General features: G+C 72.2%; 18 protein-coding genes and 2 pseudogenes. 11 read left to right on the top strand and 9 right to left on the bottom strand.

The window, feature by feature from the left end; all coding sequences use genetic code 11:
• The first annotated feature begins 15 nt into the window (after window positions 1-15).
• From AC5P09_RS26965 to AC5P09_RS26945, 5 genes and pseudogenes are all read left to right on the top strand, one after another.
• Window positions 16-2313: an MMPL family transporter gene (locus AC5P09_RS26965; RefSeq protein ID WP_493876353.1), complete on the top strand. Its 2298-nt coding sequence runs from the start codon at window positions 16-18 to the stop codon at window positions 2311-2313.
• A 27-nt stretch (window positions 2314-2340) separates the two neighbouring features.
• A complete protein-coding gene (locus tag AC5P09_RS26960; RefSeq protein ID WP_493876352.1) occupies window positions 2341-3684 on the top strand; it encodes a metallophosphoesterase in 1344 nt (447 codons plus the stop codon).
• A 71-nt stretch (window positions 3685-3755) separates the two neighbouring features.
• Window positions 3756-3950, top strand: coding sequence for a hypothetical protein (locus AC5P09_RS26955; protein ID WP_307678719.1), 195 nt, complete (start codon window positions 3756-3758; stop codon window positions 3948-3950).
• Window positions 3951-3959: 9 nt separating this feature from the next.
• Window positions 3960-4085, top strand: a pseudogene (locus tag AC5P09_RS26950) (polysaccharide deacetylase family protein); the annotation flags it as partial.
• A 629-nt stretch (window positions 4086-4714) separates the two neighbouring features.
• Window positions 4715-5695: an AraC-like ligand-binding domain-containing protein gene (locus tag AC5P09_RS26945; protein ID WP_493876351.1), complete on the top strand. Its 981-nt coding sequence runs from the start codon at window positions 4715-4717 to the stop codon at window positions 5693-5695.
• Between the two features lie 14 nt (window positions 5696-5709).
• Here AC5P09_RS26945 and AC5P09_RS26940 read toward each other — a convergent pair whose 3' ends face one another.
• Entirely contained in the window at window positions 5710-7611 is a 1902-nt protein-coding gene (locus AC5P09_RS26940) for an ABC transporter ATP-binding protein (protein WP_493876400.1), read from the bottom strand.
• 187 nt (window positions 7612-7798) lie between these two features.
• Between AC5P09_RS26940 and AC5P09_RS26935 the strand changes: the two genes are divergently transcribed.
• The gene (locus AC5P09_RS26935; RefSeq protein ID WP_493876350.1) at window positions 7799-8767 is read left to right on the top strand and encodes a lysylphosphatidylglycerol synthase transmembrane domain-containing protein; all 969 of its coding nucleotides are present in this window, start codon (window positions 7799-7801) and stop codon (window positions 8765-8767) included.
• A gap of 1 nt (window position 8768) precedes the next feature.
• Here AC5P09_RS26935 and AC5P09_RS26930 read toward each other — a convergent pair whose 3' ends face one another.
• The 3 genes from AC5P09_RS26930 to AC5P09_RS26920 are packed head-to-tail and all read right to left on the bottom strand — an operon-like array spanning window position 8769 to window position 12855.
• On the bottom strand, window positions 8769-10007 hold the full coding sequence (locus AC5P09_RS26930; protein WP_493876349.1) for an NAD(P)/FAD-dependent oxidoreductase: 1239 nt from the start codon (window positions 10005-10007) through the stop codon (window positions 8769-8771).
• Window positions 10004-11410, bottom strand: coding sequence for an FAD-dependent oxidoreductase (locus tag AC5P09_RS26925; protein ID WP_493876348.1), 1407 nt, complete (start codon window positions 11408-11410; stop codon window positions 10004-10006). Before AC5P09_RS26925 ends, AC5P09_RS26930 begins: the two co-directional genes overlap by 4 nt.
• Complete coding sequence (locus AC5P09_RS26920) at window positions 11407-12855, bottom strand: FGGY family carbohydrate kinase (RefSeq protein WP_493876347.1); 1449 nt, start codon at window positions 12853-12855, stop codon at window positions 11407-11409. The genes AC5P09_RS26925 and AC5P09_RS26920 overlap by 4 nt, the downstream gene beginning before the upstream one ends.
• Window positions 12856-13139: 284 nt before the next feature.
• Between AC5P09_RS26920 and AC5P09_RS26915 the strand changes: the two genes are divergently transcribed.
• The 3 genes from AC5P09_RS26915 to AC5P09_RS26905 all read left to right on the top strand — a co-directional run bounded on the left by AC5P09_RS26915 (window position 13140) and on the right by AC5P09_RS26905 (window position 17014).
• Window positions 13140-14129: a hypothetical protein gene (locus tag AC5P09_RS26915; RefSeq protein ID WP_493876346.1), complete on the top strand. Its 990-nt coding sequence runs from the start codon at window positions 13140-13142 to the stop codon at window positions 14127-14129.
• 53 nt (window positions 14130-14182) lie between these two features.
• Entirely contained in the window at window positions 14183-15712 is a 1530-nt protein-coding gene (locus tag AC5P09_RS26910; protein ID WP_493876345.1) for an amino acid permease, read from the top strand.
• Between the two features lie 198 nt (window positions 15713-15910).
• On the top strand, window positions 15911-17014 hold the full coding sequence (locus AC5P09_RS26905; protein WP_493876344.1) for a mechanosensitive ion channel family protein: 1104 nt from the start codon (window positions 15911-15913) through the stop codon (window positions 17012-17014).
• 38 nt (window positions 17015-17052) lie between these two features.
• Here AC5P09_RS26905 and AC5P09_RS26900 read toward each other — a convergent pair.
• Window positions 17053-18594 (bottom strand): annotated as a pseudogene (locus tag AC5P09_RS26900) (M1 family metallopeptidase).
• A gap of 223 nt (window positions 18595-18817) precedes the next feature.
• Here AC5P09_RS26900 and AC5P09_RS26895 point away from each other — a divergent pair.
• Entirely contained in the window at window positions 18818-21037 is a 2220-nt protein-coding gene (locus AC5P09_RS26895; RefSeq protein ID WP_493876343.1) for an NADP-dependent isocitrate dehydrogenase, read from the top strand.
• Window positions 21038-21111: 74 nt separating this feature from the next.
• On the opposite strand, the gene AC5P09_RS26890 is transcribed toward AC5P09_RS26895, so the two are convergent.
• Complete coding sequence (locus AC5P09_RS26890) at window positions 21112-21453, bottom strand: DUF5713 family protein (protein WP_493876342.1); 342 nt, start codon at window positions 21451-21453, stop codon at window positions 21112-21114.
• Window positions 21454-21537: 84 nt separating this feature from the next.
• On the opposite strand from AC5P09_RS26890, the gene AC5P09_RS26885 reads away from it, so the two are divergent.
• Window positions 21538-22335, top strand: a complete 798-nt coding sequence (locus AC5P09_RS26885) for an N-formylglutamate amidohydrolase (RefSeq protein WP_493876341.1) — start codon at window positions 21538-21540, stop codon at window positions 22333-22335.
• A gap of 463 nt (window positions 22336-22798) precedes the next feature.
• On the opposite strand, the gene AC5P09_RS26880 is transcribed toward AC5P09_RS26885, so the two are convergent.
• Genes AC5P09_RS26880 through AC5P09_RS26870 form a run of 3 tightly spaced genes read right to left on the bottom strand, consistent with a single transcriptional unit; the run spans window position 22799 to window position 25397 of the window.
• A complete protein-coding gene (locus AC5P09_RS26880; protein WP_493876340.1) occupies window positions 22799-23323 on the bottom strand; it encodes a hypothetical protein in 525 nt (174 codons plus the stop codon).
• A 5-nt stretch (window positions 23324-23328) separates the two neighbouring features.
• Entirely contained in the window at window positions 23329-23967 is a 639-nt protein-coding gene (locus tag AC5P09_RS26875) for an RNA polymerase sigma factor (RefSeq protein WP_307678703.1), read from the bottom strand.
• A complete protein-coding gene (locus AC5P09_RS26870; RefSeq protein WP_493876339.1) occupies window positions 23964-25397 on the bottom strand; it encodes a S8/S53 family peptidase in 1434 nt (477 codons plus the stop codon). The genes AC5P09_RS26875 and AC5P09_RS26870 overlap by 4 nt, the downstream gene beginning before the upstream one ends.
• Window positions 25398-25473 lie beyond the last annotated feature (76 nt).

Below are 25473 nucleotides of genomic sequence, written 5' to 3'. Positions count from 1 at the left end.
ACCCGGAGACCGAGAATGCCGACCACACATCAACCGGCAAGCCCGCACGCCGCGCAGAGCCCGCCGGCCCTACGACGATGGGGCCGGGTCACCGCGACCAGGTCCCGGCTGGTGATCTGGACGAGTGTCGTCCTCACCGTCCTGGGACTGGTGCTCGCCGCGGGCGCCATGGACCGCCTGGTCCTCAGCCGCTTCGAGAGCCCCGGCTCCGAGTCGCTGACCACCAGGGCACAGCTGGAGAAGGAGTTCGGCGAGGGCACGCCCAGCGTGCTGCTCATGGTGACCGCCGAGCGGGGCACCGTGGACGACCCGGCGGTGGCCGCCGAGGGCCGCAAGCTGGAGAAGGAACTGGCGGCGCAGGACGGGGTGGCCGAGGTCTCCTCCTATTGGTCGCGAGGGGCCTCGCCCGCCATGCGCGGCACCGACGGCAAGCAGGCCTTGATCATCGCCCGCATGTCCGGCACGGTCACCGAGGCCCGTACCAACCTCGGGGAGTTCTCCCCCGAGTTCAGCCGGGACACCGCGCTGGTGAAGGTCCGGGTCGGCGGCGGGGACGAGGTCTTCCGGCAGGCTGCCGAGCAGTCCCGGAAGGACTTCCTGCGGGCCGAGATGATCGTGTTCCCGCTGGTGCTGCTGCTGTTGTTCGCCATCTACCGCCGGTTCTCGGCCGCCCTGCTGACACTGGGCATGGGCCTGTTCTCGGTGATCGCCACACTGGCCCTGCTGCGGGGCGTCACGTACTTCACCGACGTGTCGACGTTCGCCGCCAACCTGGCCCTGGTGATGGGCATCGGACTGGGCGTCGACTACAGCCTGTTCGTCATCAACCGGTTCCGTGAGGAGCTGCGGGCCGGGCGGTCCGTCGCCGAGGCCGTCGAGTACGCGGTCGGCAGCGCCGGCCGCACGGTCGCGTTCAGCGGGCTCACCGTCCTGGTGTCCCTGTCGTGCCTGCTGCTCTTCCCGTTCCCGTTCCTGCGTTCCTTCGCGTACGCCGGTATCGCCACCGTCCTGACGTCGGTGTTCGCCGCGCTCGTCATCCTGCCGGCGTCGCTGGCCCGCCTGGGCCACCGGGTCGTCCGCAAGAACGCCGCCACCCGCTCCGACAACGGCTGGTGGCACGCCACGGCCCTGCGGATGATGCGCCGGCCGCTGCTGTGGGGCATCCCGGCCCTGGTCGTGCTGCTGGGTCTGGCCGCGCCGACCCTGGGCCTGACGTTCGGCGTGCCGGACGAGCGGGTGCTGCCCGAGACCACCTCCAGCAGGGTCGTCCAGCAGGACATCCGCGACAACTTCGCGGGTGAGGAGATGGACGCCATTCAGGTGCTGCGCACCGGCCAGCCGGGCACCGCCGCGGGCGAGGCCTCGATCGACGCCACGGCGGCCGCGCTGTCCCGGATCGCCGACGTCCAGCAGGTCGACGCGCTCACCGGCTCGTACGCCGAGGGCCGGAAGATCTCCGGCGCGAACGCCGCCTCCGACAGGTTCGCCCACGACAAGGACACCTGGTACTCGGTCGTCGCCACCCACCACGGCCTGGACCGGGACATCGACCGGGTGCTCTCCGAGATCCGGACCACCGCCGCCGAGGGCGCGTCCGCCGACGCCGAGGTGCGGATCGGCGGTTACCCCGCCGAACTCAAGGACTTCCGCACCGAGTTGACCGACCGGCTGCCGCTGGTGTTCGGGCTGATCCTCGTGGTCACCTTCGTGATCCTGTTCCTGATGACCGGCAGCGTGCTGCTACCCGCGAAGGCCATGGTGCTCAACACCCTCAGCATGGGCGTGATGTTCGGGGCCCTGGTGTGGGTCTTCCAGGACGGCCACCTGTCCGGCCTGCTGGGCTTCACCCCGAGCGGCTCGATCGAGCCCAGCATCCCCATCCTGATGTTCTGCACCGCCTTCGGCCTCTCGATGGACTACGAGGTCTTCATGCTGTCGCGCATCAAGGAGGAGTACGACCGCACCGGTGACAACGTCAGCGCGGTGGCCGTCGGCCTGGAGCGCAGCGGCCCGCTGATCACCTCCGCGGCGGTCATCCTGGCGGCCTCGTTCGCGACGTACGCCTCGTCGGGCATCGTCTTCCTCAAGATGCTGGGCCTGGGCATGGTCGTGGTGATCCTGGTGGACGCGACGCTGATCAGGGCGGTGCTCGTCCCGGTCTTCATGCGGCTGGCCGGCAACGCCAACTGGTGGGCGCCCGCGCCGCTGCGCGCGTTGCACGACCGGTTCGGGATCTCCGAGTCGGAGCCCGTCGAGGCGAGCGGCCCGCGCGCCTCGACCGCGACTGTCGGCGCGCCCGCCGGCCGTTCCTGATCCACCGAGTTCTCCCGAGGAGAGACGATGCTGGGAATCGGAATGTGGGTGCTCATGCTGGCCGGCTCCGGCCTGCTCCACATCTACCTGTGGAGGCGTCTGGTCCGTGACACGACCAGGCCCGCGACCCTCGGTCGGCGGCTGGGGACGGTAGCGGTGGTGGTCTCGGCGCTGCTCGCACCCGGAACCAGGATCGTCACTCCGATGCTGGACCCGTCGCAGGACGGCGGCGGGCGCTGGCTCGCCTGGCCGGGCTACACCCTGATCGGGGTGCTGCTCTACCTGCTGCTGGCGCTCGCCGTGCTGGAGGTGCCGCGGGTCCTCGTGCTGCGCCGCCTGCGGCGCACCGAGCGCCGGACGGCGCCCCGGTCCGCCGAGGCGCAGCCGGTGACCGCCGCCGTGGCCGGCGTCCCGGTCACGGCGGGTGCTCCCTCGGCCGGGGCCGCGGCGGCCCCGGTGGCCGACGGGGACGGGGCGGCGACCGGCCCCGAGGACGCCTCGGGGCCCCGTCCCCCGGCGGACGGCCCGATGATGGGCCGGCGGCTCCTGATCGGACGGGCGGTCGGCGCTCTCGCGGGTGCGACCGCGCTCGGCACCGTCGGTCACGGGATGTCGGTGGCGCTCGGCGACCCGCGGATCAAGCGGGTTCCGATCCCCCTGTCCAAGGTGAACGCGCGGCTGGCCGGTCTGCGCATCGCCGTCGTCAGCGACCTGCACCTCGGTCCGATGCTCGGGCGGTCGCACACCGAGCGCGTCGTCCGGATGGTCAACGGGCTCCAGGCCGACCTGGTGGCGATCGTCGGTGACCTCGCCGACGGCACCGCCGCCCAGCTGGGACCGGCGACGAGGCCGCTGCGGCACCTGGAGTCGCGGTACGGCAGCTTCTTCGTCACGGGCAATCACGAGTACCTCTACGACGGCGTGGAGGACTGGCTGGACGAGATGCGCGCCGTCGACGTCCAGCCGCTGGTGAACGAGCGCGTCGAGATCCGGCACAACGGCGCCTTCCTCGACCTGGCGGGCGTGGAGGACCTGGCCGGAGAGGAGACCGGCCGTGGCCCCGATCTGGAGGGCGCCCTGAGCGGACGGGACACCTCGCGCCCTGTCGTGCTCCTCGCCCACCAGCCGGTGTTCGCCGAGGAGGCCGCCCGCCACGGTGTCGACCTCCAGTTGTCCGGGCACACCCACGGCGGTCAGATGTTCCCGCTCACCGCCGTGACGGCGATGTCCAGTCCGGTCACCGCCGGGCTCGGCAGCGTGGACGACACCACCCTCTACGTCACGAGCGGCGCCGGCTTCTTCGGCCCACCGGTCCGGGTCGGCGCCCCCGCGGACATCTCCCTGCTCGAACTCCGCCCGCAGAACGGGTGACCAGGGCTGCCCGCCGACCGGTCACCAGCGTTCCACGACAGCTCCAGCAGCCGACGAGACAGGAGAGCCCCATGCGCGGCCCGACCACCCACCCGGAAGCCGGCACCGCCCCAGACCTGCCGCGGACCGACGACACCGCACGCCCCGACCCCGAGGCGTCCCACGAGCCCGTCCCCCACCGGCATGCGGCCCTCCACAATCCCCTCACCCACATCCTCGGCATCTTCGTCGGGGCGAACCCGCGCCACACCGGGCTCCGGCCCTGACCTGACCTCATCCGCCCGCGCGTCCTGCCCGAGCAGATCCGCTCCCAGCTGAGCCGTACCAGCGCGGCCATCAAGGCCGCCACCGGAAAGGCGCCCACCCTCTTTCGCCCGCCGTACGGCGCCATCAACACCACGGTGAAGGCGGCGACCACGCTCTCCCTCGTACTGTGGGACGTGGACACCGAGGACTGGAAGTACCCCGACGCCGCCAAGGTCGCCCCAGACCGTCATCACCAAGACCGGGCGCAACGACGTCGTCCTGATGCACGACATCCACCCCACCTCGGTCGCCGCCGTACCCGAGATCCTGCGGACGCTGACCGCGCGCGGCTACCACTTCGTAACGGTCAGCCACCTGCGGGCCACTCTGTGACCGGCCTTTCGCCCTTCGATCCCCAGCCCACTCGCGCCACAACAACGGCGCCCCGCGCAGGCGCCGAGGGCGTGCGCGGGGCCGGGCCGGGTCGGGCGGTGGCGATCAGTTCACGCCTTTCCCCTTGTCGGGTTGTCGGGTCGCCGTGGTCTTCCCGCTGCTGTCAACCGCCGTGGTGAGCAGGCTGTCCGATGCCTGGCCTTTGGTGACCCAGCCGACGATGGCGGTCAGCGCGTCAGATCCCAGTGCCGTCGCCCAGGCCCGCGAACAGCTCGCCCTCTGCGACGGCTGAACCCACCGGACTTTCTGCCTGGGTTGTGCCTGGAGCCCGCAACGCGCCCCTGATTGGCTGCTGTTGACCCACAGCACAGGCAAGAAGGGGGAGAGCCGGTTGAGCCCGGTACTGACGACCGCGTCGGTTCCCGACGGGGACAAGGTCACCTACTGGCGCGACGCACTGGGGCGAGCGCTCGTCCCCGTGGCCGTCGCCCCGCACGGCACCGGTCCGTTCGACGGCCGGATCGTGACCGGCGACCTCGGCCATCTGCGGGTGTCCACCATCGAGGCGGACGCCCAGCGGATCAGCCGTACGCCGTCACTCATCGCGCGCTGCCCCGGGGCGTTCCTGGCCGTCGGCATCCAGGTGTCGGGCACGGCGACCCTCACCCAGGACGGCCGCAGGGCCCAGGTGCACGAGGGCGACCTCCTGGTCTACGACACGACACGGCCGTACGCCCTCGACTACCCGGAGCGGTTCGCCACCCACCTCTTCCGGCTCCCCGGCCGGGCACTGGGCGTACCGGACGCCGACCTCCGCGGGATCAGCGGCACCGCCATCGGCGGCGCGGACGGCTTCGGCACCGTGCTGCCGCCCTTCCTGGCCTCGCTGGCGGCCTCGGCCCACTCCTTCTCACCGGCCGTCGCGGGCAGGCTGGCCGGCAGCGTCGTCGACCTGGTCGCCACCCTGGTGACCGAGGGGACCCGTCAGTCCGACACGGACCAGGACGACACGCGCGCCCACCTGATAGGCCGCGTCCGCCGCCACATCGACCGGAACCTCAACGATCCGGCTCTGTCGCCCGAGGCCATCGCGGGGGCGCACCGGATCTCCGTCCGGTACCTGCACCGGCTCTTCGAGGGCGAGGGCATCACCATCGGGCGGCTCGTGCAGCAGCGCCGTCTGGAGGAGTGCGCCCGCGAACTGGCCCGCCGCGGCCGGACGAACGCCACCGTGTCGGCCGTGGCCCGGCGGTGGGGCTTCGTCAGCCCCACCCACTTCAGCCGGGCCTTCCGCACGGCGTACGGCGTTTCCCCGAGCGAGTGGCGCAATCCGCGCACCCACGAGATGTCCGGGGCCGGTCCCGGCACCTGAGCCGTCGGCCCCGCCTACGCCGCCGACCCGATCTCCGTGATCTCCGTGATCTCGCCGTCCGACCGCTGCGCGAACTGCGTCCGGTACAGCTGGGCGTACCGTCCGCCGGCCGCCAGCAGCTCCTCGTGCGTGCCGCGTTCCACGATCCGCCCGGCCTCGACCACGAGGATCAGGTCCGCCGTGCGCACGGTGGACAGCCGGTGGGCGATCACGACCGCCGTCCTGCCCTCCAGGGCCTCGGCGAGCGCCTCCTGGACGGCCGCCTCCGAGGTGTTGTCCAGGTGGGCGGTGGCCTCGTCGAGGATGACGACGCGCTGGCGGGCCAGCAGCAGCCGGGCGATGGTCATGCGCTGGCGTTCGCCGCCGGAGAGCCGGTAGCCGCGCTCGCCGACCACCGTGTCGAGGCCGTCGGGCAGGGACCGTACGAGAGCGTCCAGGCGGGAGCGGCGCAGGGCGTCCCACACCTCCTCCTCCGTGGCCGTGGGCCGGGCGAGGAGGAGGTTGGCGCGGACGGTGTCGTGGAAGAGGTGGCCGTCCTGGGTGACCATGCCGACGGTGCCGCGCAGTGACTCGGCGCTCAGGTCGCGGACGTCGACGCCGCCGACCCGGACGGCACCTTCGTCGACGTCGTACAGCCGCGGCAGCAGCTGGGCGACCGTCGACTTGCCGGCGCCGGACGAGCCGACGAGGGCGACGGTCTGCCCGGGTTCGGCGCGGAAGGAGATGCCGTGCAGGACCTCGGCGCCGCCCCGGGTGTCGAGGGACGCGACCTCCTCCAGGGAGGCGAGGGAGACCTTGTCGGCGGACGGGTAGCCGAAGCGGACGTTCTCGAACTCGACGGGGACCGGGCCGTCGGGGACCGGCCGGGCGTGCGGCTGCTCCTTGATCAGCGGCTCCAGGTCCAGTACCTCGAAGACGCGTTCGAAGCTGACCAGGGCGCTCATCACCTCGACGCGGGCGCCGGCCAGTGCGGTGAGCGGGGCGTACAGGCGGGTCAGGAGCAGGGCGAGGGCCACGACGGCGCCCGGGTCGAGGGTGCCGCGCAGGGCGAACCAGCCGCCGAGGCCGTAGACCAGGGCCAGGGCCAGGGCGGAGACCAGGGTCAGGGCGGTGATGAACAGGGACTGCGCCATGGCCGTGCGGACGCCGATGTCCCGCACCCGGCGGGCGCGGACCGCGAACTCCTCGGACTCCTGCTCCGGGCGGCCGAAGAGCTTGATCAGGGTGGCGCCGGGCGCCGAGAAGCGCTCGGTCATCCGGGTGCCCATCGCCGCGTTCAGGGCCGCCGCCTCCCGCTGCATCCCGGCCATGCGGCTGCCCATGCGCCGCGCCGGGATCACGAACACCGGCAGCAGCACCAGCGCGAGCAGGGTGACCTGCCAGGACAGGGTGAGCATCACGGCGAGGGTGAGGACCAGGGTGACCAGGTTGCTGACCACTCCGGACAGGGTGTTGCTGAAGGCACGCTGGGCGCCGATGACGTCGTTGTTGAGACGGGAGACGAGTGCTCCCGTACGAGTACGTGTGAAGAACGCGACCGGCATCCGCTGCACATGATCGAACACAGCTGTCCGCAGATCGAGGATGAGGCCCTCCCCGAGCGTCGCCGACAGCCGTCGGCCGAGCACGCCGAGGGCCGCCTCCGCGACCGCGATGAGCGCGATGAGCAGCGCCAGGCGTACGACGGTGCCCTCGTCGCGGCCCGACACGATCGCGTCCACGACCTGTCCGGCGAGGACCGGGGTCGCGACGGCGAGCAGCGCGGTCACCACGCCGAGCGCGACGAACCGGGCGATACGGTGGCGGTGCGGGCGGGCGAACTCGCCGATACGGCGCAGGGTGGCGCGGGCGAGGGGGCGGCGTTTCTGCTCGGCGTTCATGACGCTCTGCAGCTGGGTCCAGGCTGTGGTCTCCATGCTCATGGGAAGGACCGTAGGACCTCAAGCATGATTGAGGTCAATGTGCTTCCGTCGTCCACCCGTCCGTCCCCCGCCTCGTCCCCACCCCTCGTCTCCCCGCGCGAAGGTTCCGATGACCGTACGCAATGCCTTGTCCCCGCTTCCGCAACCCGCAGTTGGTGCGGGGTGGGAAGCCTCTCCGGATGTGACAGCGGTACAACTCCCCGAACTCCCCCGTCGCCTCCCGGTCCGCAGGATCCGCCAGATCCTGTGCCTGCTTCCGCTCCTGCTCGTCACCGTCGTCGCGGTGGAGCACCGGTCCGTGCTCGCCGAGGGCTTCGGTCATCTGCGCAACGCCGCGTGGCCCTGGCTGCTGGTCGCGGCCGGCGCCACCTGTCTGACGTGGGTCGCCGCCGCGCTCACCCGGCAGGGTGCCGTGGTCGAGTCGCTGCCCAAACGGCGGCTGGTGGCCACGCAGTTCGCAGCGGGCGCGGCCAACCACCTGCTGCCGACGGGCCTGGGCGCGAGCGCGGTCAACCTGCGCTTCATGACGGTGTGCGGGCTGCCGCTCGCCCGTTCCTCCGCCGCGCTCGCCCTGTATCTGCTGGCGGAGTCGATCGGCCGGCTCGGTCTGCTGGCCGCGCTGCTGATCGCCTTCCCGGACGCGCTGCGGCTCGGGACGCTCCTGCCCGAGGGGGCCGTGGGCCCGCTGCTGCTGATCGTCGCGGCGGCTCTGGTCGTGGCGGCGGGCGTGCTCGCGTGGGTACGGCGGCTGCGTACGGCCGTGCTGTCCTTCCTGCGGACCGCGCTGGGCGAGGCCCGGTCGGTGCACACGCGTCCGGCCCGGGCGCTCGCCCTGTGGGGCGGCTCGCTGGCCTTCCCCGCGTTGCAGGCGGCCGGGCTGGTCGCGGTGGGACAGGCGCTCGGGCTGCCGGTGCCGCCCGCGCACATGGCCCTCGCCTATCTCGCGGCGACGGTCGCGGTCGCCCTGGTGCCCACGCCGGGCGGGATCGGCTCGGTCGAGGCGGCGCTGATCGTGGCCCTGGTGGCGGCGGGCGGCCCGGTGGCCGTGGCCACGGCGGTGGTCCTCGCCTACCGGATCATCACCGTGTGGCTGCCGCTGCTGCCGGGAGCCTTGACGCTGGGCGCGCTGGTACGACTGAAGGTGATCTGACTCAGCGTTCCGACAGCTCCACGCGCACCGGACCGCCCTTCCCGTCCACGCCCCGGGTCCAGCGTGCCGTCAGGGTCACCGTGCAGTTCGGTACGACGCTCCGGAGGCGTTCGAGGTGCAGCAGACGGCCGTCCTGGGTGACCCGCAGGACCGGGCGGGACAGTTCGGCCGCCGTGCGCAGGACGTACGGCAGCCGGTCGGCCGGCGTGACCCGGTTCGGGGCGATCCAGCGCAGGGGCGGGTCCGCGATCAGCGGGACGCCGTCCGGCGATTCGGCTCCGGCTTCGGCTCCGGCTCCGGCTCCGGCGAGCGCCTCCAGGACGGCACCGGCCGCGTGCGCACCCTCGCGGGCCGCGGTGGCCGCGCTCTCCACGGGGTGCAGCACGCTGCCGACGGCGAACACGCCGGGCCGCGAGGTGCGCAGGAAGCCATCGACGGCCGGGCCGCGGGTGCCGGTGTCGAGAAGCAGTCCGCCGCGCCGGGCCAGTTCGTTCTCGGGCACGAAGTCGCCGGTGAACACGACGGTGTCGCAGGGCAGCGTGGCCGTCCTGCCGTCGCGGTGGCGTACCCGCACGCCGGACAGGCGTCCGTGGCCGACGAGTTCGGTGACCGTGGTGCCGGTGAGGAGCGGAACGCCGTGGCGGAGGCGGGCGTCGACGGCGCGGGCGGGCGCGGTCTGCGGGCGGGGCAGGTCGGTGACCATCGCGACGACCGCGGCTCCGGCGGCCCGTACGGTGTCGGCGGCCCGGTACGAGACGTCCTCCGCGCCGACCACGACCGCGCGCGTGCCGATGTGCTGCCCGTACAGGTGCACGGCCTGCTGGAGCTCCCCCGTGGTGTACACCCCGGCGGGGCGGGTGCCGGGCACCAGCCGTGCGGCGCGGGGTCGTTCGCGTGCGCCGGTGGCCAGGACGACGGCCCGCGCGCCCAGGGTCTCCGGCCCGTGCGGGCCGACCGTGCGCAGCGCCAGCGGCCCGGCCCAGTCGAGGGCCGTGACCCCGGTGCGTACGACGGCTCCGGCGCGCTCGGCGGCGGTGACGAGCAGGCGGGCGTACGACGGCCCGGTCAACGGGCGCAGCCAGGTCCCGTAGCCGCCGTGGGCGCAGTGCCGCGGGACTCCCCCGGCGTGTTGCTCACGGTCCAGGACCTCGACGCGGCCGACGCCGGAGGCGGCCAGGCGGGCGGCGGCGGTGAGTCCGGCGGGGCCGGCTCCCACGACGAGGACGTCGACCGCCCTCACGCCCCGGCCTCCTCGAACAGCTCCCGCACCGCCGCACCGCAGTAGAAGCCCTGGCAGCGGCCCGCCCGGGCCCGGGTCCGGCGGCGCAGACCGTCGAGGCCGGCCGGGGGGATCGTACTGGCGAGGGCGTCGCGGATCTCGCCGCGGGAGACACGTTCGCAGTGGCAGACGAGGGTGCCGTACTCCGGGTCGGCCGCGATGAGCTCGGGCCGCTGGTAGGGGCGCGGGAAGGCCTCGCCGAGGTTGGGCATGCGGACCGGCGCCAACGCGCGGACGGTGCCTGTCTGTTCCAGCCCGGCTTCGGCGAGCAGTCCCGTCACGTGCTCGGCGATGGCGAGGGACGCGGTGAGACCGGTGGAGCGGATGCCGCCGACGGTGACGTACCTCTGGTCGGGGTGGGCGGCGATGCGGTAGTCGTCGTGCTCGGTGGCCGCGCGCAGGCCCGCGTAGACGGCGGTGACCTCCTCGTCGAGCAGGTCGGGGAGGATACGGCGGCCCTTCTCCCGGAGCAGGGCCAGCCCGTCGGCCGTCGAACCGGTGGCCCGCTTGTCGTCGAGGTCCTCGGCGGTGGGGCCGAGCAGGACGTTGCCGTAGACCGTGGGGGCGACCAGGACGCCCTTGCCGAGCACCGTGGGCACCGGCAGCAGGATGTGGCGTACCAGGTCGCGGGCGAGCTTGTCGAAGACCAGGAGCTGGCCGCGGCGCGGGGTGACGGTGAAGTCGTCGTGGCCGAGCTGCCGGTCGAGCGTGTCGGCGTGCAGGCCGGCCGCGTTGACGAGCCAACGGGCGCGCAGCGGGCCTCGGGTCGTGCGCAGCACGTGCGTCTCGTCCGGCCGGCTCGCCTGCTCCACCCGGCAGTCGAGGTGCAGGTCGACTCCGTGCCGGACGGCCTGGGTGGCGTAGGCCAGGGTTGTCGTCCAGGGGCAGATGATGCTCTCGCCGGGTACGTGCAGCGCGGCGAGCGCGCCGGGGCCGAGGTGCGGTTCGCGCTCGTACAGCGCGGCGGGCCCGATCAGGCTCGTGTGCCAGTAGTCGTTGCGTTCGGCCTTCTCGGCTCGGCGGGGCAGCGCGGCGAGCTGCTCCTCGTCCCAGGCGACGAGGAGCGCGCCGACGGGTTCGACGGGGATGCCGGACTCGGCGGCGTACCCGGCCAGCAGGCGTGCGCCCTCGCGGACCAGGCGTGCCTCCAGGGAGCCGGGCACCGCGTCGAAACCAGTGTGCAGGATCGCGGTGTTGGCCTTCGAGGTGCCCTGACCGATGTCGTCCTGCGCCTCGACGAGGGCGATGCGCAGCCCGGGGTGGCGGGCGAGGGCGCGGGCGAGCGCGCAGCCGACGACTCCGGCGCCGACGATCGCCACGTCGTACGTGGTCGACGGCAGCGGACCGCGGTCCGTGACCGTCATGCGGGCGTCCCGTCCAGCAGGGCGGTCACGGCCGCGCGGAAGCGGCCGAGGCGTTCGGCCGCCTCCTCGGGCGACACGCGTGGCTCGTACACCGCGGCCGGCTTCCAGTCCGGCAGTGCGTCGGCGACGCTCAGTCCGGGTTCCGCGCCGAGCCGGGCCAGCGCGCCCACCCCGAGTGCGGTCGCATCAGGCAGCGCGGACACCTCGACGGGGCGTTGCAGCAGGTCGGCCTGGGTCTGCATGAGCAGGGCCGAGCGGGTCAGGCCGCCGTCGACGCGCAGGACGTCGAGCGCGTCGCCGAGGTCGGCCGCGGCGGCGTCCGCGAGCGACACCACCTGGGCGGCCAGCCCTTCGCAGAGCGCGCGCACCAGGTGCCCGGGCCCGGTGTCCAGGCCCAGTCCCGTGAGGGAGCCGCGCAGATCGCCGCGCCACCAGGGGGCGGCGAGCCCGGCGAGGGCCGGCACGAAGGTGACGCCGCCGCTGTCGGACACGGCCCCGCCCACGGTGTCGAGGTCGGCGGCGCCCCGGATGACGCCGAGGTCGGTGAGCCAGCGGACGGCGGAGGCGGCCGTGTACACCTGGCCGTCGAGGCAGTAGCTGGTGTGTCCGCCGAGCCGCCAGGCGACACAGCTGACCAGCCCGGAGGTGCCGCGCCGGGGCGTGTCGCCGGTGTGGGCGAGGAGGAACGCGCCCGTGCCGTAGGTGCACTTGGCGCCGCCGGGTGTGGTGATGCGCTGGGCGAGCAGGGCGGCCTGCTGGTCGACGACCAGCCCGGTGAGCGGAATCGGCGGAATCCCAGTGCCGAAGGCGGTGGTCGTACCGACGAAGCCCGCGTTGTCCACGACGTCCGGCAATCGCTCGTCGGACAGTCCGTACCTCTCCAGTGCGCGCGGCGACCACTGGGCGCGGTCGAGGTCCAGGAGCTGTGTACGGCCGGCGGTGGCGGCGTCCGTGACGTAGGCGCCGGTGAGGCGGTGGACCAGCCAGGCGTCGCTGGTGGTGACGACTCCCTCGGCGGTGCGGTGCCGTCGTATCCAGGCCATCTTGGGGGCGGCGAAATAGGGGTCGAGGGGCAGGCCGGTCAGCTGCCGCAACTCATCCGCGTGCTCGGCGAGTTCGGCGCACACGCTCTCGGCCCGGCGGTCCTGCCAGACGAGGGCGTCGGTGAGCGCCCGGCCCGTCGCCGGGTCCCAGGCGAGCACGGTCTCGCCCTGGTTGGCCAGGCCCAGCGCGACGACGGGCTCGCCCGCCTGGGCGAGGGCACGGGTACCGGCCTCGACCACCGAGTCGTACAGCTCGGCCGGGTCGACCTCCACCAGTCCGCCGGGCAGGTGGCGGGGCCGTACGGCGGCGAAGCCGGTGCCGATGACGCCGCGTTCGGGACAGATCACCAGGGCCTTGGTGCCGGACGTGCCCTGGTCGACGGCGAGTACCGGACCCGTCATCACGCCCCTTCCTCGGTGATCACAGCCCGACAGCCTGCCGCCGTCGGCGGTGTCGCGTCAAGGGCGCGCCGACCAGGCGGTACGCGCCGCCGTGCATTGGCTGATGGCCAGTCAATTGACCTTTACAACAAAGAAGTCCGGGAACCGCGGGTGGCGCACATGCGGCGCCCCTATAGTGACCGCCGACCAACGCGATCTCCTCAACCGCCGCCCCGAGGAGGGCTGTTGTTACTCCACCCTGCCGTCCTGCCCGACCTGTTCCCGTTCCCGGGGGCGAGCGGCTGATGGCCAGAGACGGAGCGCGTCCCGCCTACGACCCCGCAGGCCACGACACCGACCTGCGCGCCGCCCTCCAGGAGGTGCGCACCGGACGCTGGATGTCGATGCGCACCCTGCTGGAGCGGACCGTGACCTGGTGGCAGTGGACGCAGCGCACCCAGGTCCTGGCCGCGGCCGCCGCCGGCACCGACGTGGTGCGGACCTGGCTCGCCGAGGAACCGGACAGCGTCCCGGCGGCGGTGATGCGGGCCCGGGTCGCCGTGGAACGCGCGTTACGGGCCCGGCGCGAGGAACACCTCCGCACCCACGAACTGTGGATCGAGGCCTGGGACCTGAGCGACGCGGCCACCCGGACCGCACCGAAGGACCCGGTGCCCTGGATGTGCCTGCTGGCGCTCGCCCAGCTGGACCGCAGACAGCTGTGGGAGGAGCACCGGGCGGCGCCGCCCGAACCGATGCTGCCGCCCGGGCCGTGGGGCCTGCTGGCCGAGGCCGAGCGGCGCGACCCGTACAACCGCGAGGCCCACCACCGCATGCTGCAGTTCCTGTACGCACAGGCGGCGTCGGAACAGCTGGCGGAGGCGGTCGGCTACGCGCACTGGGTGGCCGACACGGCCCCGCCGGGCTCCGCGCTGCACGTCCTGCCGCTCCATGTGCGGGTCGAGCGCTACCGGCGCGGCGGCGGGCGCTCCGCCGCCCTGGACCTGCACTGGGTCGCGGAGGAGGCCACCCGCGAGGCACGCCGGGCGTACCACTCCTGGTTCGAGCAGTCCCTCCCGGTCGAACAGTCCCCGCTCGACCTCAACCACCTCGCCCACGCCCTGTGGGGAGCGCTGCAGTTCGAGGAAGCGGCCCGGGTGTTCGACGCGATCGGCCCGTACTACACGCCCGTGCCCTGGCCCCACCGCACCGCGGATCCGGGCGACCAGGCCCAGGCCGTTCAGATCTTCCTCCAGGCCCGCGCGCGCAGCCGGTCAGCGCCCCGCGAGGCCTGACGCCTGCCCGTTGATGTCCCGGTACGTCCGTCCCTTCCCCGGAGGTTCCCCGCATGTCCCCCACTCCCGGTCCGTCGACATCCCCAGGAGTCCCGCCGCACGACGAGGAGAAGCGGCTGCGCGAGCTCGGCTACCGGCCGGTGCTCGCCCGCCGGATGGGCGGCTTCGGCAATTTCGCGATCAGCTTCTCGGTGATCTCGATCCTGTCCGGCTGCATGACCCTGTACGGCTTCGGCATGGGGGCGGGCGGCCCCGCCGTGATGCTGTGGGGCTGGGCGGGCGTCGGCCTGTTCGTGCTGTGCGTGGGCCTCGCGCTGGCGGAGGTCACCAGCGCGTATCCGACGTCCGGGGCCCTGTACTACATGGCCGACCGGCTCGGCGGGCGCCGCTGGGGCTGGTACACGGGCTGGCTGAACCTGCTCGGTCTGCTCGGCGCGATCGCCGGCATCGACTACGGCGCCGCCCTGTTCGCGGGGGCGTTCGCCAACCTCCAGTGGGGCTTCGAGCCGACGCCCGAGAAGACCATGCTGATCTTCATCGCGATCCTGCTGCTGCACGCCGTGCTGAACCTGTTCGGCGTGCGGCTGGTCAGCGTGCTCAACTCGATATCCGTCTGGTGGCACCTGGCGGGCGTCGCGCTCATCGTGGGCGCCCTGGCGATCGTTCCCGACCACCACCAGTCGCCGTCCTTCGTCTTCACCGAGTTCGTCAACGACACCGGCTGGTCCAACCCGGTCTACGTGGCCGCCATCGGCCTGCTGCTCGCCCAGTACACGTTCTCCGGCTACGACGCCTCGGCGCATCTGTCCGAGGAGACCTCCAACGCGTCGGTGTCGGCCGCGAAGGGCATCGTCCGTTCCATCTGGGTGTCGTGGCTCGCGGGCTTCGTGCTCCTCACCGGTCTCACCTTCGCCATCCAGGACTACGACGCCACGCGGGCCACCGAGACCGGCGTGCCGCCCGCGCAGATCCTCCTCGACGGCCTCGGCACGGACGGCGCGAGCGCGCTGCTGCTCGTGGTGATCGTGGCCCAGCTGTTCTGCGGCAACGCCGAGGTCGCCGCGGCCAGCCGCATGGTGTTCGCGTTCAGCCGGGACAAGGCCCTGCCGGGTTCCGCACTGTGGCGCAAGGTCAGCGACCGCACCCAGACCCCGGTCGCGGCGGTGTGGCTGTCGGTGGTGGTCGCCTGTCTGCTCGCCCTGCCGTCCCTGTACTCGGCGACCGCGTACGGCGCGGTGACGGCCATCAACGTCATCGGCATCACCCCGGCGTACGCCATTCCCGTGCTGCTGCGGCTGCGCGCGGGGGATCGTTTTCAGCCGGGTCCGTGGAACCTGGGCCGGTGGAGCAAGCCGATCGGATGGGTTGCTGTGGTCTGGGTGGCCTGTGTGACGGTCCTGTTCTGCCTGCCGCAGTCCTCGCCGGTCACGGTGGACACGATGAACTACGCGTCCGTGGCCCTCGCCGTCGTCCTGCTCCTGGCCACGGTGTGGTGGTTCGTGGCCCGCCGCTCGTACGGAACGCCCACCACGGCCGCGTACTCCGACCGGGAACAGGCCGAACTGGCCGAGGGAATCGTCTGAAACACCGCGATCCGGCACCGCTCCAGGTACGAACTCCTGTACCGGATGCGGCAGGATGAGCGGTCGCGTCGGCCCTGGGGGGCTTCCTGGCCGACGCGGCCTCTCATCCCGGAATCGAACAGGTGGCAACGTGACGCAACTTCACATCCGGCCGTCGGCGAAGGCCTTCACCGCAGGACTGCTCTGCGGAGGTGACCGGTGAAGCGGGACCTCACCATGGACGACCTGGTGATCGCCGGCATCGCGGTGATCGCGGGCCTGCTGGCGGCGTTCCTGCTGCGTATGCTGCTGCGTTGGCTGGGCAAGCACGCCGACCGCACCCGCTGGAGCGGCGACGACGTCATCGTGGACGCGCTGCGGACCGCGGTCCCGTGGGCCGCGATCGCGGGCGGCGCGGCGACCGCGGCGGCGGCGCTGCCGCTGACCGCGACGGTCCAGCACAACGTCAACCAGGTCCTGACCGTCCTGCTGATCTTCGTCGTGACGGTGGCCGTGGCCCGGGTCGTCGCGGGCCTGATGCGGTCGGTCACCCAGTCCCGCCCCGGCGTCGCCGGATCGGCCACGATCTTCGTCAACATCACCCGGGTACTGATCCTGGCGATCGGCTTCCTGGTGGTGCTCCAGACGCTGGGCATCTCCATAGCGCCGATGCTCACCGCCCTGGGCGTCGGCGGTCTGGCGGTCGCCCTGGCCCTCCAGGACACCCTCGCCAACCTCTTCGCGGGCATCCACATCCTCGCCTCCAAGACCGTCCAGCCCGGCGACTACATTCGGCTGAGCAGCGGCGAGGAGGGCTACGTCGAGGACATCAACTGGCGGCAGACGACCGTCCGCTCGCTCTCCAACAACCTGGTCGTCATCCCCAACGGGGAGCTCGCGAAGACGAACATGACCAACTTCATGCGTCCCGAGCAGCAGTTGACCATCCTGGTGCAGGCGGGGGTGGCCTACGACAGCGACCTGGAGCAGGTCGAGCGGGTGACCATCGAGGTCGTCGCCGAGGTGATGACCGAGATCACCGGCGCGCTCCCCGACCACGAGCCGCTGGTCCGTTTCCACACCTTCGGCGACTCCCGGATCGGCTTCACGGTGATCCTGGGCGTCGGCGAGTTCAGCGACCAGTACCGGATCAAGCACGAGTTCATCAAGCGCCTGCACAAGCGCTACCGCGCGGAGGGCATCCGCATCCCGGCGCCGACCCGGACGGTGGCGTTGCAGCAGGGCGCGGTGGTGATCCCGCAGCAGCGCGGCGCGGAGATCGGGATCGAGCCGGGCGAGATCCCCTCCGCCCGGCTCGACTGACCGTCTGCCTCGACTGACCGTCTGCCTCGGCGGATCTCTTACAGGGTGGCCGAGTTGTCGTGGTAGTGCCCGCCCGTCCGGCTCTCCGGCTGCCGCAGCGACGAGCTCACCGGCGTGACCGTCCAGTCCGGGTGGCCGGGCATCCGCGGGGTCTTCGTGCCGTAGAGCCAGTCCCGCAGGAAGCCGGACTGGTCCTGCCCGGAGACCTCCGAGGCGACGGCGATGTAGTCCTCCGTGGACGCGGACGCGCCCCGGTACCGCTCCAGGAAGGTCCGCTCGACGGCGTGGAAGACGTCCTCGCCGACGGCCTGCCGGAGCGCGTAGAGGACCAGGACGCCGCCCAGGTAGCGCTGGCTGTCGAAGAGGTTCGCCGCGTTGGGCGACGCGACCGGGCCGGAGGTGCTGCGCCACTGGTCGCCGCGCGCGTACATGTCCTTCATCCGGGCTTCCATGGTGGTCAGGCCCAGTGAGTCGGCCCAGCCGCGCTCGTAGCGGTACAGCAGTCCGTAGAAGTCGGCGTGACCCTCGTTCAGCCACAGGTCGGCCCAGGTCGCGGGGCTGACGCTGTTGCCGAAGTAGGAGTGGACCAGCTCATGCATCATGTGCGAACCGATCCGCGACTCCTCCTGGAGCAGGTAGTTCGGCTTGTAAATGGTGAGCGTCTGGGTCTCCAGACCCGTGAAGTCGAAGGCGTTCGGGTCGTCGGAGTTGCAGGGCAGCAGGCCGTACGTCTCGAAGGGGTACGCCCCCAGGCGCTGCTCGATCCACTCGACGAGACCGGGGGTCAGCGCGAGGGCGGGCTCCAGGGCGGCGGCGCGGGCGACCGGCACGACGTCCCGGAGCGGGAGGCCGTGCGGGCCCTGCCGGTCCTTGACCAGGTAGTCGCCGACGGTGATCTGGACCAGCTCGGTGGCGATCGGCGAGCGGGACCGGTAGGTGTACGCGGTCCGGTCGCCGTCGAGGCTCTCGGTGCGGACGAGCACGCCCGTGGCGACGCCGCGCAGGCCGCTGGGCACCGTGAGGCGGAAGGTGAAGCCGGCCTTCTACGCCGGGTGGTCGTTGCAGGGGAAGACGGTGTGCGCGGAGTTCGGCTGGGGGCACACCGCGAAACCGTCCGGGGTGGCGACCCAGGCGGTGTGCGCGAGCTCCCGGCGCGGGTCGGCCGTGTACTCCACGCAGACGGTGACGGGCGCGTTCGCCGGCAGCGGGCGCGCCGGCGTGATCCGCAGCTTCTCCTCCGCCTGCTCGTACGTGGCCGGGCGGCCGGCGACGCGGACCGTGCGTATGTCCAGCCCCAGGGCGTCGAGGGAGAGGCGGGTCAGGGCCTGGGTGGTGTGGATCCGCAGGGTCGCCGTCGCGTCGACGAGCTGCGTCGTCGCGTCGTAGGCCAGATCGAGGTGGTAGGCCGAGACGCGGTAGCCGTCGTTGCCAAGGCTCGGGAAGACGGGGTCGCCGAGGGTCTCGGGGCCCGGGGTGCCGGTCTCCTTCGGGGCCGCGTAGGCCAAGGGTGCCGTGGTCAGGGCCGCGGCCGTGCCGATCAGAGCGGTGGCCGGAGCCGTCACTCTCGTGCGATATCTCATGGTCAGCTTTCGCTCGGGCAACCGGGTGGTCAGGTCCGGCCGCCGCATCCGGTGGGTGATCGTGGGTGATCACCCTCCATGACCGCATGATCGGAAGCATCGGTTGCCTGGGAGCGGATATTTCTCACGGGACCGCACGACTGTGCGGACCCCTGTCGAGCCGAGGTCGATCAGGAGATATCTTGATGTCGAGCAATGTTGCAGACGTGGAGCGGAGCACCCGGTGACTGACTCGACCATCATCTATACGCACACTGACGAGGCCCCGGCCCTGGCGACGTATTCCTTCCTGCCGGTGGTCCAGGCGTACGCCTCGCAGGCGGGTGTCGCCGTCGAAACCCGCGACATCTCCCTCGCCGGGCGCATCATCGCCCTGTTCCCGGAGTACCTGGAGGAGGGGCAGCGCATCCCGGACGCCCTCGCGGAGCTCGGCGAGCTCGCCAAGACGCCCGAGGCCAACATCATCAAGCTGCCGAACATCTCGGCGTCGATCCCGCAGCTCAAGGCCGCGATCGCCGAGCTGCAGAGCCAGGGCTACGCGCTGCCGGCCTACCCGGACGACCCGAAGACCGACGAGGAGCGGGACATCCAGGCCCGCTACGACAAGGTCAAGGGCTCCGCGGTCAACCCGGTCCTGCGTGAGGGCAACTCCGACCGCCGCGCCCCCGCGTCGGTCAAGAACTACGCCAAGAACCACCCGCACCGCATGGGCGCCTGGACCCCCGAGTCCAAGACGAACGTGGCGACCATGGGCGTCGACGACTTCCGCTCCACCGAGAAGTCCGCCGTGATCTCCGAGGCGGGCTCCCTGAAGATCGAGCTGGTCGGCGACGACGGCTCCACCAAGGTGCTGCGCGAGTCGGTACCGGTCCTCGCGGGCGAGGTCGTCGACGCGTCCGTCATGCACGTCGCGCCGCTGCGCGAGTTCCTCACCGCGCAGATCGCCAGGGCCAAGGCGGAGGGCGTGCTGTTCTCCGTGCACCTCAAGGCCACGATGATGAAGGTCTCCGACCCGATCATCTTCGGTCACGTGGTGCGCGCCTTCTTCCCGAAGACGTTCGCGAAGTACGGCGAGGCCCTCGCCGCGGCCGGCCTGACCCCGAACGACGGTCTCGGCGGCATCTACAAGGGCCTGGAGGGCCTGCCCGAGGGCCCCGAGATCAAGGCCTCCTTCGACGCCGAGCTCGGCGAGGGCCCGGCACTGGCCATGGTCGACTCCGACAAGGGCATCTCCAACCTGCACGTGCCGTCCGACGTGATCGTCGACGCCTCGATGCCGGCCATGATCCGCACCTCCGGCCACATGTGGGGCCCGGACGGCCAGGAGGCCGACACCCTCGCGGTCCTGCCGGACTCCAGCTACTCCGGCGTGTACCAGGCCGTGATCGACGACTGCCGCGCCAACGGCGCCTACGACCCGTCGACGATGGGCTCGGTCCCGAACGTCGGCCTCATGGCACAGAAGGCCGAGGAGTACGGCAGCCACGACAAGACCTTCGAGATCCCCACCACCGGCACGGTCCGCCTCGTCGACCAGGCCGGCAACGTCGTGATCGAGCAGACGGTCTCCGCCGGTGACATCTTCCGCGCCTGCCAGACCAAGGACGCCCCGATCAAGGACTGGGTGAAGCTGGCCGTCACCCGCGCCCGCGCCACCGGCAACCCGGCGGTGTTCTGGCTGGACGAGACCCGCGCCCACGACGCCAACCTGATCGCCAAGGTCAAGGCATACCTGACGGAGCACGACACCGAGGGTCTGGACATCCGCATCCTGAACCCGGTCGAGGCGACCAAGCTGTCGGTGGAGCGGATCCGCCGCGGCGAGGACACCATCTCGGTCACCGGCAACGTGCTGCGCGACTACCTGACCGACCTGTTCCCGATCCTGGAGCTGGGCACCAGCGCCAAGATGCTGTCGGTCGTCCCGCTGATGGCGGGCGGCGGGCTGTTCGAGACGGGCGCCGGCGGCTCCGCGCCGAAGCACGTCCAGCAGCTGGTCAAGGAGAACTACCTGCGCTGGGACTCCCTCGGTGAGTTCTTCGCGCTGGTCCCGTCCCTGGAGCAGTACGCCGACTTCACGGGCAACTCCCGCGCCAAGGTCCTCGCCGACACCCTCGACCGCGCCACGGCGACCTTCCTCAACGAGGACAAGTCGCCGACCCGTCGCGTCGGCGGCATCGACAACCGCGGCAGCCACTTCTTCCTGTCCCTGTACTGGGCGCAGGAGCTGGCCAAGCAGACCGACGACGCGGACCTGGCGAAGGCCTTCGCGGCGGTCGCCGAGACCCTCGCCGCGAACGAGCAGAAGATCATCGACGAGCTGAACGCCGTCCAGGGCAAGCCGGCCGACATCGGCGGCTACTACCAGCCCGACCCGGCCAAGGCCGCCGCGGTCATGCGCCCGTCCACCACGTGGAACGAGGCGCTCGCGTCCCTGAGCTGACGCGACGGCCCAAGACAGGCCCGTACGTGACTCCGCCCCGGCCGGCAACCGCCCGGCCGGGGCGGAGCCGTGTCTCACCAGTCCCGGGTGGCGATCAGCTCCTCCACGTCCGCGTCCGCGAAGCCGTAGGCCTGTGCCACGAACCAGAAGTCCTCGGCTATCTCCTCGCGGGCCACCGTCTCGATGTCGCTGTCGGCCTCCTCGAAGGCGACCTGCAGGTCGTTGAACTCCTCGGTGGCCGCCTGGGTCAGGACGGACAGCGCCTCCAGGTCGGCGGGCCGCTCGGCCTCGATGCGCTCGCACAGCCGCAGCAGGATCTCCCTGCCCCGGTCCACCACGTGGTCGGGGTAGTAGTCGTCCCGGTAGAGCCCCTTGAGAAACGGGTGTGCGGTCACCTGCTGGTGGCTGACGGGCATGCTGCGCCCCGCCCTTCCTCGACGTTCCGATGTGGCACCTTGATCGTGCACCACGCCACTGACAACGCCCCCGGGAGCCGCCTCATGACCTCCGCCGCACCGTCCTTCGAACTGCTGCCCGGCGCGGCGGACTCCCCGGTGATCCTTCATGTGCCGCACTCGGCGCGGGAGATACCGCCTGCGGTGCGGGCGGGGGTCGTGCTGGACAACGCGGGGCTGGAGCGGGAGCTCGACCACATCACCGACGCGCACACCGCGGAGATCGCCGCCGAGGCCTCCCAGTTGTCCCCGGTGGTTCCCTGGCGGTTCGTCAACCGGCTCTCGCGGCTGGTCGTGGACCCGGAACGGTTCCCGGACGAGCGGGAGGAGATGCTCGCCGTGGGGATGGGCGCCGTGTACACGCGGACGACGCATCGCGCACCGCTGCGGCCCGCGGACACCGAGCCGGAGCCGTTGATCGCGCGGTACTTCCGGCCGTACGCACAGGCGATGACGGCGGCCGTGGCCGAGCGGCTCGCGGCCGCCGGACGGGCCGTGATCATCGATGTGCACTCCTATCCCACCCGCGCGCTGCCCTACGAGCTGCACGGCGAGGGGCCGCGGCCGCCGGTCTGTCTGGGCACCGACTCCTTCCACACGCCGCCCGAACTGCTCGCCGCCGCACGGGAGGCGTTCGCGGAGTGCGGGGAGATCGGGCTCGACAGCCCGTTCGGCGGGGCGTACGTGCCGCTGGAGTTCTACGGGACCGAACCCCGGGTGAGCGCGCTGATGGTGGAGATCCGCCGGGACACCTACATGAGCGAGCCGGGCGGTCCGGCCGGCCCCGGGCTGGCGCGTCTTGCGTCCGCGCTGGCCGGCCTCGTCGCGGCCGTGACCGGCTGACCTCCGGCCGGAGCACTCCGGCCCGACGGGCGGACCGGCGGCGGTGAGGGTGAGGGCATGACCGAGGAGACCACCACGCCGACCGGGCAGGTGCCGCCGCCGGTACGGGACTGGCCCGCGCTCGCCCCGGAGGGGACCGAGTTCGCCCCCGCCCTCGCGGACCTCATGCGCGCGGACCCGCTGACCCGCATCCGCCTGCCGCACGGCGAGGGCCGGGCGTGGCCGACCAGGCCGTTACGACGACGAGAAACGGGTGGATCACGGATACCGTCCGGGCCCGCGCCCACAGCACCGGCGACAAGGTGCACTCCCTGCTCGGCCCCGCCGTGGCCCGGGACGATGTCGGCGAGACCGAGGCGGTCGGTCTCGCCGGTCCGCTGCATACCGGCGGCGAGGCCGTCACCCACGACTGCGGCCAGATGCTGCACCTGCTGCCCACCCGGCCGGAGCTGATGCCGCGGGCTCAGGCCCGCAGCCACTCCGTGACCACCACCTCCCCGCCGGCCCGCAGCCGCAGTGCGAAGGGCCCGGCGGGGGCCACGTCGGACGTGAACCGCCCCATGTCGTCGGCCGTGAGCGAGGCGCCGGTGCGGGGTCCGCTGAGCACCTCGATGCTGGCCGGCTGCGGGGGCAGCACCTGCCCCATGAGGCCCTGCGCCGTCACCTCGACGTCGACCGTCACGTCACCGGTGTGGAAGGTCAGCATCCGCGGCGGATCCGTCGCTCCTCTGACCGGGATCGCGTCGACCAGCGAGTCGAAGGTCAGCTCGGCGAGCCTGGCGTCGAGGTCATGCAGCGCGTAGGCCTCGACGGCGAGTTGCCGCAGCTCGGCCGGCACCGGGTCCAGGATGCCGGCCGCCAGGCGCAGATCGTCCAGGAGACTGTCGTCGAACCCGGTGTCCGGTCCGTCGCCGAACTCCTCGTCGCCGATGCCTTCGCCGGCGAAGGAGCCACCATTCAGGTCGTTCAGATCACTCATGTCGTTCATGTCGTTCACAACGCTCCCCGTGCGTCGAGTCGGGCCCGCAGGCGGCGCAGACAGCGCTGGCGCAACGGCCCGATACTGCCCACCGCGATCCCCAGTGCGCCGGACACCTCCTGGTAGCTCGGCGGCGGCGAGGCCATCAGCACCCGCAGCAACTGCCGGCACCGGTCGCCGAGTTCCTCGAACTCCTGCCACACCCGCCGGATCCGCTCGGTCTCGGCGGCGGCTTCCTCCGAATCGAGGAACGACTGCTCCGGCGTACGGTCCTCGCTGATCCGGTCCAGGACCTGCGGGTCGTCCGTCGGCATCAGCCGCCTTAAGCTCTTGAGCACCTTCAGGCACTCGTGCCGCGCGGTGCTGGCCAGCCAGGAGCCCGCCTTCTCCGGCTCGCGGATCCGGCCCAGATGCTGGGCGAAGCGGAACCACACGGTCTGGTACACCTCGTGCGCGTCGGCGTCGGACAGCCGATGTGCGCGCACCACGGACCACACCAGCGGGCTCAGCCCTTCCACCAGCGCCTTCCAGGCCGCCGCGTCGCCGTCGACGGCGGACTGGACGAGCGCGCCGACCTCTGCACGGTCCACGGTCCCACCCCTCGTGTACGGCAAGTCATCGTACGCCGTGGAGTGGACGGTTCCGGCCGTCATGCGCCCGCCGGGGGCTGCCCGCCCGGGACCGGCCGCCAGGTGGCCGGCCGCAGCGCCGGCACGTGCGCCCCGCGCACCTCCGCGAACTCGGTGTTGGAGGCGAGCAGTTGCTGCCGGGCGACGCGGGGGTCGGTCTCCTTGTGGGCGGTCATGTGGGCGGCGATCAGGCCCGCGACGACCGGGGTGGCGAAGGAGGTGCCGCTCCACTGCGCGAGTCCCTCGAACGTCACCTGGTCGGGCGTGACGGTGTCGCCCTCCTCGCTCAGTACACCGGTGTGCTGCGGGGACTGGCAGGTACAGGCGTAGGTGAAGCCGTAGCGGCAGTCGTCGTACGTGGAGTGCTGGTACAGGTACGGGACGGGTGCGTCGAAGCCGGTGAGGGGGCTGGTGAGGCGCTCGCCGGGGGCGTAGGCGTTCACCCAGGTGCCGTGGTTGCTGAAGCAGGCGCCGTGCTCGCCGTCGCCGCGCAGCGCGCCGACCGAGAGGACGGCGTCGTGGTAGTCGGGCAGCGAGGCGTAGGCGGCGGGCCAGAAGGGCGTGGCGCTGGCGTTGTTGCCGGCCGCCGCGACCAGCAGGGTGCGCTGCTGCCGGAGTTCAGCCATGAAGGCGTCGATGCCGAGCAGGCCGTCGGTGCGGCCGTTGGAGGTGCCGGCGGAGAGGCTGATGATGTCGGGCCAGCCGTGCTGTTCGACGGCGTCGAAGAGCCGCTCGCCGAACTCCGACTCCAGGATGGCGCCGGCGTCGGTGAGGCTGCTCAGCACGGTGATGTCGGTGTTGGGGGCGACGGCCGCGACGAGGCCCGCGATGAAGGTGCCGTGGCCGATGTACTGCAGGAGGTTGCCCTGGCTGTCGGTCTCGGTGCCGTGCAGGTCGCCCTGGACGTGGGCGAGCAGGGAACCCGCCGCCGGGTAGTCGTGCGTGAGGCCGTTGTCGATGACGAGGACGCCGACGGCGGTGTCCGGGTCGTGGCCGGCCTCGGCCGGGGCCGGGTTGGTGCCCTGGGCGCGCGGGGCGGGCACGGGCTCGTCGCCGGGGCAGGAGTTGACCGCGATCGACACCACGTGGTTGCGGCTGACCAGCCGGCGTCCGGCGCGTCCCTCGGGCGCGCGCAGGGCGCGCAGGGCGTTCGCGACGGCCGGGTCGCCGCGCCGGTCGCCCTGGCCGGGGTCGCCGACCCGGATACGGGTGATGCCCGAGCGGTTGGTCTCGGGGCTCGCCCGGCGCACGTGCTCGGGGGTCAGGTCGGGCGCCTCGGTGAAGTGGGCGCGCACGCTGTCCTCGACGAGCCGTGCCTCTTCGCCGTCGCGGGCGAGGATCACGCCCTTCTCGTAGACGAACTCGGCCGAGTCGTCCGGGCCCAGGGCCAGCGGAACGTCGGGCATGGAGCGTTGGATCTGGTCGAACTGCTCGCGGAAACGCTGTGGTGCCATGGCATGTCCTCCCGTTGAGGCGGCGGGTCGTCAGTCAGAGCCGCCACCGCGCTGCTTGATACAGCACCAAACTCGT

The organism is Streptomyces sp. a15, from assembly GCF_059026085.1.
This window is presented reverse-complemented; position numbering and strand designations above follow the sequence as displayed.